The organism is Pseudoalteromonas sp. GB43 (assembly GCF_054923805.1).
In genome coordinates this window covers 322,154-336,765 of sequence record NZ_JBPCHJ010000001.1, presented here as the reverse complement: position 1 = coordinate 336,765, position 14,612 = coordinate 322,154, and the positions used below count along the sequence as shown (strand labels likewise).

At 38.5% G+C, this 14,612-nt stretch carries 4 protein-coding genes and 3 pseudogenes; 5 read left to right on the top strand and 2 right to left on the bottom strand.

Annotated elements, in window-relative coordinates; translation table 11 throughout:
* Window positions 1–169 precede the first annotated feature (169 nt).
* The 3 genes and pseudogenes from ACRWSG_RS01545 to ACRWSG_RS01535 all read left to right on the top strand — a co-directional run bounded on the left by ACRWSG_RS01545 (window position 170) and on the right by ACRWSG_RS01535 (window position 8,665).
* Window positions 170–814, top strand: coding sequence for a hypothetical protein (locus tag ACRWSG_RS01545; RefSeq protein ID WP_462165431.1), 645 nt, complete (start codon window positions 170–172; stop codon window positions 812–814).
* The gene (locus ACRWSG_RS01540) at window positions 792–6,485 is read left to right on the top strand and encodes a M4 family metallopeptidase (protein WP_462165429.1); all 5,694 of its coding nucleotides are present in this window, start codon (window positions 792–794) and stop codon (window positions 6,483–6,485) included. Before ACRWSG_RS01545 ends, ACRWSG_RS01540 begins: the two co-directional genes overlap by 23 nt.
* Window positions 6,486–6,645: 160 nt before the next feature.
* A pseudogene (locus ACRWSG_RS01535) lies at window positions 6,646–8,665 on the top strand (ATP-binding protein).
* Window positions 8,666–8,764: 99 nt separating this feature from the next.
* Here ACRWSG_RS01535 and ACRWSG_RS01530 read toward each other — a convergent pair.
* Both ACRWSG_RS01530 and cspD read right to left on the bottom strand, forming a co-directional pair.
* Window positions 8,765–10,989, bottom strand: a pseudogene (locus ACRWSG_RS01530) (NADP-dependent isocitrate dehydrogenase).
* A gap of 433 nt (window positions 10,990–11,422) precedes the next feature.
* Complete coding sequence (cspD, locus tag ACRWSG_RS01525; RefSeq protein ID WP_036968098.1) at window positions 11,423–11,638, bottom strand: cold shock domain-containing protein CspD; 216 nt, start codon at window positions 11,636–11,638, stop codon at window positions 11,423–11,425.
* Between the two features lie 209 nt (window positions 11,639–11,847).
* Between cspD and clpS the strand changes: the two genes are divergently transcribed.
* The gene (gene clpS, locus ACRWSG_RS01520) at window positions 11,848–12,156 is read left to right on the top strand and encodes an ATP-dependent Clp protease adapter ClpS (protein WP_161804337.1); all 309 of its coding nucleotides are present in this window, start codon (window positions 11,848–11,850) and stop codon (window positions 12,154–12,156) included.
* A 71-nt stretch (window positions 12,157–12,227) separates the two neighbouring features.
* Window positions 12,228–14,495 (top strand): annotated as a pseudogene (clpA, locus tag ACRWSG_RS01515) (ATP-dependent Clp protease ATP-binding subunit ClpA).
* Window positions 14,496–14,612: the final 117 nt, after the last annotated feature.

The window sequence follows — 14,612 nt, the reverse complement described above, 5'->3', positions numbered from 1 at the left end:
ATGATAAAGTATTGACTGAGATTGAGTATTTTACCAGTTTGAGTTTTGATATATGGATTCAAAATTTTAGCTAATTCATTAATGTGAGATTAACAAATTGGTGCAGATTGTGTTTATTTTTGGTATTTTGGTCCCGATAATAAGTAAAAAATGTATTTAAGGAACTATTATGCATAAGGGATTAATTGCAGGTGCTGCAGTTTTTAGTATGTTCAGTGCATACTCTCTTCAAGCTGCAACAGTCGAAAGGGTAAGTCCATCTAACAAGCCTCAACTTCAAAACCTGTTGTTAATGAATCAGACTCTTCAAAAAAGCCAAATAAAAGGCTCTTATTTTGAAGAAATTACTTCTACTCACCAACACTCTAATAGTGTGTTAAGAAAAAGCTCATCAAATAAAATTCTGCAGCAGTATTACTCTGGTATTCCTATTTGGGGTCAGCAAATTCGTGTTCAAGAGAAGTCACAGCACATGAGTGGCTTTTTTGCGACCGGCATCAATGATGCGCAATTACAATTAAGAGCGAACAATCAATTTGATTTAGATACTGCAGTTAACGCAGTACTTGAAGCTGCTAAATTGTCATTAGACTTGCCATATAAGCTTATAAAATCAGAACGTTATATTTATGTTAAGGATGATAAAGCTCATTACGCATATTTAATTGAACTTGAAATTTTAAATGCCGAACATGAGTCAAAGCCTTCAGCTATCATCAGTGAAAATACTTATGAAGTGTATAAAGCGTGGAATAATATTAAGCACACACAGGCGATGGGTCCTGGGGGGAATGAGAAAAACGTGCCGTTATGAATATGGCGAAGATTATCCTGCCTTTGCAGTTTCTCAAGTAGGAGAAACATGCTTTTTAGAGAATGATAAAGTGAAAACTGTTTCGATGGAGTCAGGCAGTGAGCCATCATCTGCGTTTTCATTCCCGTGTGATCGAAATACTCACAAAGAGGTCAATGGTGCCTATTCGCCTTTAAACGATGCGCATGCATTTGGTACCTCAGTGTTTGATATGTATGAGCAATGGTACAACACGGCGCCCCTGACCTTTAAATTATTACTGCGTGTTCACCAAGGAGATGGATGGGAAAACGCCACCTGGAATGGCTCTGCGATGAGTTTTGGTGATGGTGCTGATAGCTTTTACCCACTAGTATCTTTGGATATTGTATCTCACGAGGTAAGTCATGGTGTAACAGAACAAAATTCTAATTTATTTTATTTTGACCAATCAGGCGGGATAAATGAATCTTTTTCAGACATGGCTGGTGAAACTGCTGAATACTTTGTCAGAGGCACTACAGATTGGTTGTCGGGTGCCGACATCACAAAAAATAGAACTGCATTGCGTTATTTTGAAACACCGTCAAATGATGGTATTTCAATAGACCATGCATCAGAGTTTTATTCTGGCATTGATGTCCATTACAGTAGTGGTGTATTTAACAGAGCATTTTATTTACTTGCAAATAAGCCTGAGTGGGATCCGCGAAAAGCTTTTCAAATTATGCTTTACGCAAACCAAAATTATTGGGTTAATTCAACTGACTTTATTGATGGAGCATGTGGTGCAATAAACAGCGCCATAGATTTAGGTTATGCAGCAAATGATGTTGTTGATGCATTCAATACGGTAGGCGTTGTATGTAATAACATCCAATTTATTGATAATGATAACGATGAAATGGATGACAACTGGGAGCTGTTATATTCACTCGACTCATCAGACCCTACAGATGCAGCAGGTGATCTTGATGAAGATGGATTGAGCAACCTAGAAGAATACAGATTAAATTCGCTGCCTAATAATTCTGATACAGATGACGATGGTCTAACGGACTATCAAGAACATCATGAATATCAAACGAGCTTAACTAATCCAGATTCTGATAACGACAAAATGACAGATGGTTGGGAAGTCAATTTTACGTTAGATCCACTAGACAGTGCAGATGCACAAAGTGACTTAGATCAAGATAGCTTCACTAACCTAATTGAATTTTTATTAGGTTCAGACCCAACTGATGCTGATTCTACGCCTTCAATTCCTGCAACAATCTCTTTTAACTTTAACGATAATCTTGTTCCTGAAAGTTTTAATTTTACAGATCCTTCTACGCCATGGGTAACGTCACAAATAGATGAAAGCTATAGCTTCTCTTTGGCTAATAATGATATTGACGATAGTCAAGCAACTAGTTTTGAATACAGCTTTGTAACAGACCAGACTAAGTATTTAAGTTTCATTTATAAACTTTCTACAGAAGCAGGTTTTGACCATTTGTATGTATACCTAAACGAGCAATTAATTGTTATTGATTCTGGTATTACCGATTGGCGCTCTTTCGAGCAGGTCATTCCTGTAGGCTTAAATACACTTAAATTCGCATATATTAAAGATGGTTCTGTATCATCAGGTTTAGATACTGTCTTCATTGATAACATTTATATCAGTAATGAGTTTGCCGATAATGATGGTGACTCAATACCTGACTCTTGGGAAGTTGTGCACGGCTTAGATCCTTCAAATCCAGATGATGCATTACTAGATAATGATAATGACGGTTTGAGTAATCTAAATGAGTTTTTACATCAGGGAGACCCCAATAACCTTGATACAGATGGAGACCAAATTCCAGACGGCTGGGAATATGAACATGGTCTAAATTTAACAGACTCTACTGATGCCATGCTTGATAGTGATAATGATGGATTTAGCAACTTTACCGAGTTTCAGTTACAAACTGATCCGCAGGATGCAGAGTCATTTCCAGAGCAATTGAATCTAACTAGTTCATTTGAAGATTCTAGACTACCTCTATGGTTTAACCATTCATCAGAGAACAATGCAGATTGGTACATTGATAATAGTTTTGCTACCGATGGTTCGCAAAGCATCCGCTCCGGTAAAATCTCAGATGGTCAAATGAGCTCATTCAGTGCTACAGGCGTCTTCGCTGAAGCATACCTTGTATTTGACTATAAAATAGAGTCTGAAGAATGTTGCGACTCTTTTATAATGAAAATAAATGGTTCAAACAGTGATATTGAGTGGATAGCTGGAACTAAAGAAGGGTCGGTAATTGTTAAAATCCTCGAAGGTGTTAACGTTATTGAGTTTTCATATTCAAAAGATGGATCAATATCTACTGGAGAGGATGCTGTTTGGCTAGATAATTTTAAGTTTATTACTAAAACGAGCGATGCTGATACAGATAGTGATGGGTTGCCAGATTTTTGGGAAGTTGAAAATGGGCTTAATTTAACTGATGCTAATGATGCATCTTCTGACTACGATAATGACGCATTAACAGCTCTGCAAGAGTATGGTATTGGAACAGATCCTAGGCATTCGGATAGTGATGGAGATGAACTTCCTGACGGTTACGAAGTAAATGTACTTATGACCTCACCGATTAATGCAAATGTTACTGGTGCTGATTTAGATGAAGATGGTTATACAGACGTAAAAGAGTATTATGCACAAAGCTCGCCTTCAGAATACGCTTCAACGCCTTCAGCAATTAATAACCTTTTCGAAAGCTTTGAAAGTGCAGGATTACCTAACCGCTTTACGGTGTTAGCAGCAAATAATGTTGACTGGATTTCAAGTGATACTTGGTCTTCTAACGGAGTGAATAGCCTTTCTTTCAATCCTAAGTTTGATGGCGAAAATTATACAGAAGTAAATGCAGGTTTTGCTATTGCTGGCTTGTTTGAGCAGGGTTTTATCACAATTGACTATAGAGTTAACAAATATGACCGCTTTAATGTTCAACTAAACAACGAAAACATTCACGTTCAATACAATGAGTCTCGTTTACTAATACCTGTCACTGATGGCTTCAACGTCATTAAATTTAATCTAGTTGATGCTGATTTTTACCGCTATGACCCATTCTTTATTGATAGAGTTATGTGGGTTTCAGAGGTTGACACTCGTTTAGATAGCGATAATGACGGCATTCCAGATTTCTGGGAGTATCAATTTGGCTTAAATGTCCTTGACTCATACGATGCAAGTCAAGATTTAGACAGAGATGGTTTGACTAACTTAACTGAATTTGAAATAGGGTCAAACCCAACAGCTGAAGATACTGATTCAGATGGTGTGGTTGATAGTGAGGATAGTCATCCAGATGATCCAAATTTAGGAGAAAATTTACCACCTGTTTTCTCTGATTTGACAGCTGTGACAATTGAAGGTGTCTATGAAAACACATCTATTCCTAGAAGTCTTTATCCTGAGGTTACTGATAACAATAGAGCAGCAGTTGAGGTATACCCTTTATCTAGAACGCTAGTATATGGCGAGAATCAAGTAACTTGGGTCGCTGAAGATATTGCAGGGAATAGCGCAAGAGCTGTGCAAACATTCTTTGTTACTGATACGACGGCTCCAACCATCCGAAACGATGTCGTCGCTATGAACGGCGAATTTACTGAAGAACAATTGTTTGAAACCTTGCTAGAGCAGTTTATTGTTTTTGATAGGGTATCAGGCATTAAAGAAATAACTGTCGGATCAGGGCTAGATATAGAATTTGAATCAGGGCGTTACTCTTTAGATATTACGGCAAGCGATAATGCAGGTAATACAGCCTCAGGCACAATAAACCTACATATAAATCCTCGTATTGATATTCAGCCTTATACCTATGCTTATCGAAATGCTCTGCCCGTCGTTGCGCTTAATGTAAGAGGTAAACCGTTAAATGGCTACTTGGGCTTGAATTTAACTGCTGGCAATTATAGTCACTATTTTAGTGACTACAGTATCGAAGGGATCAAGAATGTAGTATTAGGAAATACGCTTGACTCGTCAGTTGATTCAATTGAGCTTGAAGTATACGACGGCGGTTATACAGGGGAGTTTAGTAAATCTGAAATAATTCATTTAGATGAAGATGCTCCACGTACTATCAGTGCCACTTATAAACAAAATGGTAAGAAAATGGCAAGTTTGGTCAAAGGGAATAGCGCCGAACTTTATATACAAGTATATGGCTTTTCAAATTATGAAAGTTTAGAGCTAAAAGTAACATTATTATCTGGTGAACAAGTCATCAATGAAGTTGACGTGTATATGAATGAAACATCAATTTGGAGTGGCTATTATGGTATTGAAGATGCTTGGCAAGGAAACATTACCTTACAGTATGACATTTTACAAAATGGTGAGTCGGTTCTGACGAAAACTGAGACTGTTCCATTGATTAATCATGTTACCTTTGATGATGAAAGTGCGGACACCGATGGTGATAATATCCCTGATATTGTAGAGTGGATAGGTGACAGTGATGGTGATGGGATTGTTGATTTCTTAGATAATTCAGCAAACACCTCGAAAGGGGTACTCGCATCTGACTCTTATGTATATACGAACAATGTTTTCCATATCATCAGAGCAGGTGACGTTATTCGCACTCACAGTGAGCACTTCATAGAAAATATGAATGTCTCTGAAGAGATGTTGCTTGATGCCTTCACGCAGATGAGGGTTGAAAATCCTCATTTCCAATTGAAGAGTGACATGATAAACATCAATGTTGAGCTCGCTCAGCGCACAGAATCAGTAGACCTTGCTTTACCAATGCTTGAAAACGCTTTATTGAGCGATGAGCTACAAGCACGCGTACTAACGTTGAGTGGTTGGAAATCGGTAGAGATAATTGCAAGCAGCGAGTTTAGTGCTGAGTGCAGTAATTGTTCAGTGATTAGGATTGAAGATGGTAGTGAATTTGACTTAGACGGCGAGAAAAATGGTTTTGTTGAAGTTGTCGCAAAACTTGCCCAAGAAAGTCTTAATAACGCACCGACATTGTCTCTTATTATTCCTGAAACGATAGAAGAGCTGCATACTTTCGTTTTAGATGCGTCAGGCACGTCAGATAGCGACGCAGATGAGCTAACGTATCACTGGTCTATTTCAATACCAGAAGTTACTATCGAAAACCAAAATGAAAGTATAGCAATCTTAAAAGTGTCAGAGCTAATAGAGTCAAAGCAAGGGACAATTTCTTTAACTATTAACGATGGTTATGAGGAATTTGTTCATGAACAATCTGTTCTATTCGTGCATGTAAACCAATTGCCAACTATTGAACTTGCTAGTAGTTATACAGTTAATGAGAATGCAGACGGTGTAATTACCGTTTCTGCGACAGATAAGGAATCACAGTCGTTAACTTACAATTGGACACAAACGCAAGGTCTTCAAGCTGATATTCTTCAATCGAATTCGGCAACGTTAAAATTCAAATCTCCAGCTGTTTCAGAGGATTCATTGCTCAAATTCAAAGTAGCAGTTTCGGATGGGGAAGGAACTACAGAACAATCGATAGATGTTACAGTTAAAAATGTACCTACTACTAGCAATAGTGATAAAGCTGAATCTAGTAGCGGTGGCGTTTTTGTATTTCTCATTGCTTTGTTACCTTTTGTTTATAGAAGGCGACTATACAGAGATTAAAATAGCGAAAAAAGCCCCTTTTAAAGGGGCTTTTTTAATAGGAGCAAGTCATTATAAATAATTTAAATGCAGTCATAAATTATGATTACTACTGTTGTTATTTGAAATTCTTGGTATGCTTATTAAAGCAAAATAAAATTCGTGTAACTAGGGAGCTAGGTTGAACTTTCTGCGCCAATTTCACAACATCGTTTCTGATCAAAATACTGACTTCTCAGAGAAAATAACTGAGTTACTAAAATTTGGTCTAGATGTATTTAATCTTGATTTTGCGATAATCAGTCGTGTAGAAAATAATGTTTACACGGTCATACACGTAATTGCTCCAGATGATGCAATTGCTGTTGGTACTCAGTTTGAACTATCGGGTACGTATTGCACCCATACGCTCACAGCGAATAAAGCGATATCTTTTCATCAAGCCTCTAAAAGTACTATTGCAGAGCATCCTTGTTATCTGAATTTCAAACTTGAATCTTATATTGGCGCACCTATTTTTGTAGGTAATAAAGTCTTTGGTACTCTTAACTTTTCTGCACCGCAACCTTCACTGCCTTTTAATGATGATGCCCATGATTATGTTGAGCTTTTTGCGCAATGGCTTGGAAATGAGTTTGCACGAAATTCAGCATCAAAAAAATTAATAAAAAAGAAACTCTATGCTTGCTCAAGTTGAGAAAGTTGCGAAGATTGGTTCATGGGAGTTAAATCTTGCATCAAATCGCCTTTATTGGAGTAAACAAACAAAAGCAATCCATGAGGTACCAGAAGATTTTACTCCCTTACTTGATAATGCCATAGAATATTACAAAAAAGGGCCAAGTAGGGATGCCATTGAGCTTGCTGTGAAAGAAGCTATTGAAGATGGAAAACAGTGGAATATCGAAATTGAATTGATCACAGCGAAAGGTAAACCTATATGGGTATCCACTTTTGGTGAACCTGAATTCAAAAACGGAAAGTGCGTAAGATTAATAGGTACATTTCAAGATATTACTAAATCGGTATTATTGCGAGAAGAACTTAAAAAGCAAAAGGCTGACGCAGAACGCACCTTAGAAGATCGTAGTATTTTACTTGCAAAAATAAGTCATGAATTACGTACTCCGTTGAATGGTATAACTGGCATGTTGACGACTTTGCTTTATGAGAAATCTGAGCAAAAGCGTGAAGAGAAGTTGAAAGTTGCGCTTCGTAGCGCCGATATATTGCTTAATATTATTAATGAAGTTCTCGATTTTTCGAAAATTAACCATGGAGAGCTGAAACTAGAGCCATGTCATTTCTTGTTAAAGACAATTTTTGTTGACCTTGCTTCGTTATATTTACCGCTATACCAAGAAAAGAACTTAAATTTTGAAGTTGATATTGATATCAGTGATAAGTGCTGGACTTACTGTGATAACACGCGGATCACCCAAATAGTGTCTAACTTGTTAAGCAACGCATTAAAATTTACTGAGCAAGGTGATATTAAATTGCGCGCTGTCGCGCAGCAACAAGGTGATGATGTGCTTCTAAATCTGCGGGTAAGTGATAGTGGTGTCGGCATGTCAGAATCTTTTATGAAGTCACTATTCTCTCCCTTTACACAAGAAGTAAACAAAGAGCGTAAAAAAGGTGGTACAGGACTTGGTCTTGCAATAGTTAAGGAACTTATTGACTACATGGGCGGCTCTATTAAAGTTACTAGCGAATACGGCAAAGGAAGTTGTTTTGATATTCAATTAACTTTGAAAAGGGGAGTAGCTCAGACGTCTGACCTTATTACTGCCGCAAATATTGACTTTTCAACCTTGCCATTGTCGATACTTGTTGTTGATGATAATCAAATTAATCGTTTTGTTCTAAAAGCCCATTTAGAAAAGTTAGGTTTAACTGCCGATTATGCATGTGATGGTATTGATGCGATAAATAAGTGCAAACAAAATAACTACAATCTAATATTTATGGATTGTGTAATGCCTGAAATGGATGGTATTGAAGCAACTAGTATTTTAAGAGAAGAGCTAATTTGCCCGGTACATAAAACTTACATAGTTGCTTTGACAGCTAATACTTCAGCCGATGATAAGGCTGCATGTAAGCGAGCTGGTATGGACTTGTTTGTTTCTAAACCTGTTAAAAATACAGCCATAGAACAAGCTATTATTTCAGCAAAAGAGCACTTATTTATGTAATGTTTTTTCTAATTAACCTCACGAAATGGCTCCCGATCAGAGTCCAATAAAAAAAGGGTTATCAAATTGATAACCCTTTTTCGTAAGCTTAGTTTGAGATTAAACTAACTTTGCTAATATATCATTAAATGTAGAGCTTGGGCGCATCGCTTTGAATGCTAACTCATCATTTGGTTGGAAGTAACCACCAACACTCATAGCAGGACCTTGTGCATCGTTTAATTCAGCAACGATTTGGTCTTTTTGAGACTCAAGAATCAGCAGCAATTTGCGTGAACTGTGCTTTTAATTCCGCGTCATCATTTTGTGCAGCAAGTTCTTGTGCCCAGAATAACGAAAGGAAGAAGTGCGAACCACGGTTATCAATCTCTTTCACTTTACGTGAAGGTGATTTGTTTTCCGCTAGGAAAGTACCTGTCGCTTTATCAAGCGTATCAGCAAGTACTTGCGCTTTCTTATTACCAGCATTAACTGCTAAGTGCTCTAAAGAAGCTGCTAGTGCTAAGAATTCACCTAATGAATCCCAACGTAAGTGGTTTTCTTTTTCGAATTGTTGAACGTGCTTAGGCGCAGAACCACCGGCACCTGTTTCGAATAAACCACCACCATTCATAAGTGGTACGATTGAAAGCATTTTAGCACTTGTACCAAGCTCAAGGATTGGGAATAAATCAGTTAGGTAGTCACGTAGTACGTTACCAGTTACTGAAATAGTGTCTTTACCTTCTTTGATGCGCTCTAAAGAGAATTTAGTTGCTTCAACAGGTGCTAAAATGTGGATTTCAAGACCATCAGTATCGTGGTTTGGCAGATACGCGTTTACTTTTTTGATTAACTCAGCATCGTGAGCACGGTTTTCGTCTAACCAGAAAACTGCTGGCGTGCTCGTTGCGCGAGCACGGTTAACAGCAAGTTTAACCCAATCTTGAATTGGTGCATCTTTAACCTGACACATACGCCAGATATCGCCTTGCTCAACAGCATGCTCAAGTAAAGTTGTACCAGCTGTGTCTACAACACGGATTGTACCAGCTGCTGCTACTTCGAACGTTTTGTCATGTGAACCGTACTCTTCAGCTTTTTGAGCCATAAGACCAACGTTAGGTACGCTACCCATAGTAGTTGGATCGAATGCACCGTTTTCTTTACAGAAATCGATAGTTGCTTGGTAAACACCTGAGTAACAACGATCTGGAATGACAAAGCTAGTGTCTTGTAATTTACCTTCGCTATTCCACATTTGGTCGCTAGAACGGATTGCAGCAGGCATTGATGCATCGATGATCACATCACTTGGTACGTGAAGGTTCGTGATACCACGGTCAGAATCAACCATTGCAATAGCAGGGTTGTTGTCGTATACCGCTTGGATATCCGCTTCGATTTCAGCTTTTTTAGCTGCATCTAGGCTTTCGATTTTTGAGAATACATCACCAAAGCCGTTGTTTACGTCAACATCTAGCTCTTTGAAAAGAATCAGCGTGTTTTGTGAAAACGTCTTTGAAGAAAACTTTTACAGCGTGACCGAAGATGATTGGGTCAGACACTTTCATCATCGTTGCTTTCATATGTAATGAGAACAACACACCTTTGTCTTTTGCTGCTTGAATTTCTTTTGCAAGGAAAGCTTGAAGCTTAGCAGCACTCATACGCGAAGCGTCAATTACTTCACCTGCTAGTAATGGTGTGCTTGCTTTAAGAACTGTGATGTCACCATTTTCAGCAACATGCTCGATACGTACGTCAGTTGCTTGTGCAACAGTGACTGATTGCTCTGAACCGAAGAAGTCACCGTCTTCCATGCTAGCAACGTAAGACTTTGAATCTTTGCTCCATGCGCCCATTGAGTGTGGATTGTTACGCGCATATTCTTTTACTGAACCTGGAGCACGACGGTCTGAGTTACCTTCACGAAGTACAGGGTTTACAGCAGAACCTTTGATTTTGTCGTAAGTTGCTTTAACTTTCTTTTCTTCATCAGTTTTTGGCTCTGAAGGGTAGTCAGGTAGTGCGTAACCTTTTTCTTGTAACTCTTTGATTACTGCACGTAGCTGAGGGATAGAAGCACTGATATTAGGTAGTTTGATAATGTTAGCTTCAGGTGTTTTAGCCATTTCACCTAATTCTGCAAGTGCATCATCAATACGTTGATCTTCAGTTAAGTACTCAGGGAAGTTTGCAATTACACGACCCGCTAATGAAATATCGCGAGTTTCAACTTCAACACCAGCAGCGTTTGTATACGCTTGGATGATTGGTAACAATGAATACGTCGCAAGAGCTGGCGCTTCATCTGTTTTAGTATAGATAATTTTTGATGTCATCATCATTCCTAGATAGTTGGCGTAATGTTTGGTAATGACTGCTAACAGTAACCCTTAATTAGCCATATTCAACAATGCAAAAGATAGCTTTGAATTACCAAGCTTTAGGTACCTTGATAAAACAACAGCAAGCAGTCTGTTAGCTGTTGCCACTCAATACAAAGTATTAAAATAACCACAGCTGACAGACTGTAAAATTCTTATAGCTCAAATAAGCAAATCATGAAATTAGCCAAAAGCCTTACGTCAAAATGACGAAAAAGCTAAATTTAAGCAACAAGAGTGTAACAAGCTTGGCTCTAAAGGGCTAATAACAATTAATCAATTGGGGTAAACAAATGGAATTTCAAGGTAAGTGTAAGGATAAATTTTAGTGGAAGAGTAAGCGAGGAACTTAACAAGGTCGCTCGCTTGATACTCGAATAGGTTTTACCTAAGAGATTTCATCGTTAGGCGCAATATTCGTTGCGTGTAACCCTTTTGGACCTTGTTGCAATTCGAATGTTACATCTTGACCAGCTTTAAGTGTTTTATAACCGTCCATTACAATCGTTGAGTAATGAGCGAAGATATCAGTCTCGCTGCCGTCTTCTACGATGAAGCCAAAACCTTTGGCATTGTTGAACCATTTGACTTTTCCACAAGCCATACTTCTACATCCTTCTATAAGTTGACTAATTTAGTTATTCTAAACCGTGTAATTTGCTAGACTGACTAATGATTAATCAATCTATATTTGACTGTAGTTTATTTAGCCAGTCAGTCAAGTGTTTTAGACTATTTTTTAACAATTTATTTATTTTTTTATTCAAGTTTGCTTGAGTTCTAAAGACAAGACTATATTTAATTATGAGTGGCATGAAAGATTCTGGTGTTATTGAAACGGTTCGCGATAGTGAAAAGCAAAAATTGCAACCACCGCGAAAATATAAGGTCATTTTAAATAATGATGATTACACGCCTATGGACTTTGTGATAGAAGTACTAATGACGTTTTTTAATATGGATAGCGATAGAGCAACAGATGTGATGCTTCAAGTTCATCATAATGGTAAAGCGATATGCGGTGTTTACAGCGCTGATGTAGCTCATACCAAAGCTGAACAAGTTAATCGTTACGCACGAGACAACGAGCATCCACTGCTATGTAGTTGTGAGCAGGAATAAATACCAAGGTAGGGTGAACTAATTAGCCCGTCACAACGGTATATAAATATTATCTCAGTAAGGGGTTGCCAATGCTAAACAAAGACTTAGAACTAACCTTAAATGCGGCGTTTCGCGAAGCGAGAACACGTCGTCATGAATTTATGACCGTCGAGCATCTTTTACTTGCACTGCTCGATAACCCTTCTGCTGGGGAAGCGCTTAACGCCTGCGGCGTAGATATGGGCGCATTAAAAGTCGAATTATCAGATTTTATTGACGAAACAACACCGGTTATTCCTGATCTTGAGGAAGACAGAGAAACACAACCGACGTTAGGTTTTCAGCGTGTATTACAGCGCGCTGTATTTCACGTGCAGTCATCAGGCAAAAACGAAGTTACTGGCGTGAATGTGCTAGTGGCAATTTTTTCTGAACAAGAGAGCCAAGCAGTTTATTTACTTAAAAAATCAGATGTTAATCGTTTGGATATTGTTAACTTTATTTCGCATGGTATTTCTAAAACAGATGACGACATTGGCGGTGAAGATCACGATGACATTCATGAAGAAGTGCAAGAAGTGCAAGGTGAAGAGCCAACTAAGCTTGAAAACTTCACGACCAACCTGAATCAACAAACGCCATTGATGGCAATATTGACCCATTAGTGGGCCGCGACAACGAAGTTGAACGCACAGTACAAGTGTTATGTCGTCGTAAGAAAAATAACCCGCTATTGGTTGGTGAAGCAGGGGTGGGTAAAACAGCCATAGCTGAAGGCCTAGCTTATCGTATTGTAAACAAAGAAGTACCTGAAGTGATTGCCGATGCAGTGGTCTACTCACTCGACATGGGCGCGTTATTAGCGGGTACTAAATACCGTGGCGACTTCGAAAAACGTTTCAAATCGCTACTTAAAGAGTTACAGGCTAAACCAGGTTCAATTTTATTTATTGATGAAATTCATACCATCATTGGCGCCGGTGCAGCATCGGGCGGGGTAATGGATGCATCGAACCTAATCAAACCGCTACTTTCAAGTGGTAAACTGCGCTGCATGGGCTCGACTACTTATAATGAGTTCAAGAATATCTTTGAAAAAGACCGTGCGCTAGTACGTCGTTTCCAAAAAATTGATGTGCTTGAACCAAGTGTGGCTGATACCACGAAGATTCTTAACGGCTTAAAAGAGCGTTACGAAGAGCACCATGGTATTCGTTACACACAAAAAGCATTGAAAGCAGCTGCAGAACTTAGTGCTAAATACATAAATGAACGTCACTTACCAGACAAGGCTATTGATGTTATTGATGAGGCTGGTGCTAACCAACGTTTACAGCCAGTTTCTAAACGTAAGAAAACAATTGGCGTGGCTGATATCGAGCTAATTGTATCTAAGATGGCGCGTATCCCTCAGCAAAGCGTTTCGTCAAGCGATAAAGAAACACTTAAAAACCTTGATCGTAACCTGAAGATGCTAGTGTTTGGTCAAGACCAATCAATCGATGCGTTGACTTCAGCAATTCGCTTATCACGCTCAGGTCTTGCTAACGAAGATAAACCAGTGGGTTCGTTCTTATTTGCAAAGTACAACAGGAGTTGGTAAAACAGAAGTTACTAAGCAGCTTGCTAAGTGTATGGGTGTTGAGTTTATTCGTTTTGATATGTCTGAATATGTTGAACGTCATGCGGTCAGTCGTCTAATTGGTGCACCTCCTGGCTATGTAGGTTTTGAGCAAGGTGGTTTATTAACTGAAGCGGTAATTAAAAATCCGCATGCAGTTGTACTACTAGACGAAATTGAAAAAGCACATTCAGATATTTACAACATTCTACTGCAAGTAATGGATCACGGTACACTTACTGATAATAACGGTCGTAAAGCCGATTTCAGAAATGTAGTATTGGTGATGACGACGAATGCGGGTGTTCAAGAGACTGTACGTAAGTCAATTGGCTTTACCGAACAAGACCATTCTCATGATGCGATGAGTGAAATCAACAAAGTGTTTTCACCTGAGTTTAGAAACCGTTTAGATAACATCATTTGGTTTAATCACCTTGAGAAAGAGATTATCTTGCAAGTGGTTGATAAGTTCATTGTTGAGTTACAAGCGCAACTTGATAAGAAGTCGGTTAATCTTGAGCTTACATCCAAAGCAAGAGAGTGGTTGGCAGATAAAGGCTACGATAAAGCAATGGGGGCACGTCCGATGGCACGTGTTATCCAAGATGAGCTTAAAAAGCCGCTGGCAAATGCAATCTTGTTTGGTGAGCTAGCCGATGGTGGTTCGGTTAAAGTATCTGTGAAAGATAAGAAAATCCACTTTGACTTTGAAACTAGCCTAGAAACAGCTTAAGTTGTTTTTAGCTGAAAACAAAAAGCCCAGCAATTGCTGGGCTTTTTGTTTATTAAATGGAATTAAAACTAAATTAGTTTTAACACCATTTAACAAACGCTTTTAGCTCTTTGTAAT

Excerpts from the sequence above, each read along its gene's own strand:
- ACRWSG_RS01545 (WP_462165431.1), top strand. The coding sequence starts at position 170 with ATGCATAAGGGATTAATTGCAGGTGCTGCAGTTTTTAGTATGTTCAGT.
- clpS (WP_161804337.1), top strand. The coding sequence starts at position 11,848 with ATGAAAGATTCTGGTGTTATTGAAACGGTTCGCGATAGTGAAAAGCAA.
- ACRWSG_RS01540 (WP_462165429.1), top strand. The coding sequence starts at position 792 with ATGAGAAAAACGTGCCGTTATGAATATGGCGAAGATTATCCTGCCTTT.
- cspD (WP_036968098.1), bottom strand. The coding sequence starts at position 11,638 with ATGGCTTGTGGAAAAGTCAAATGGTTCAACAATGCCAAAGGTTTTGGC.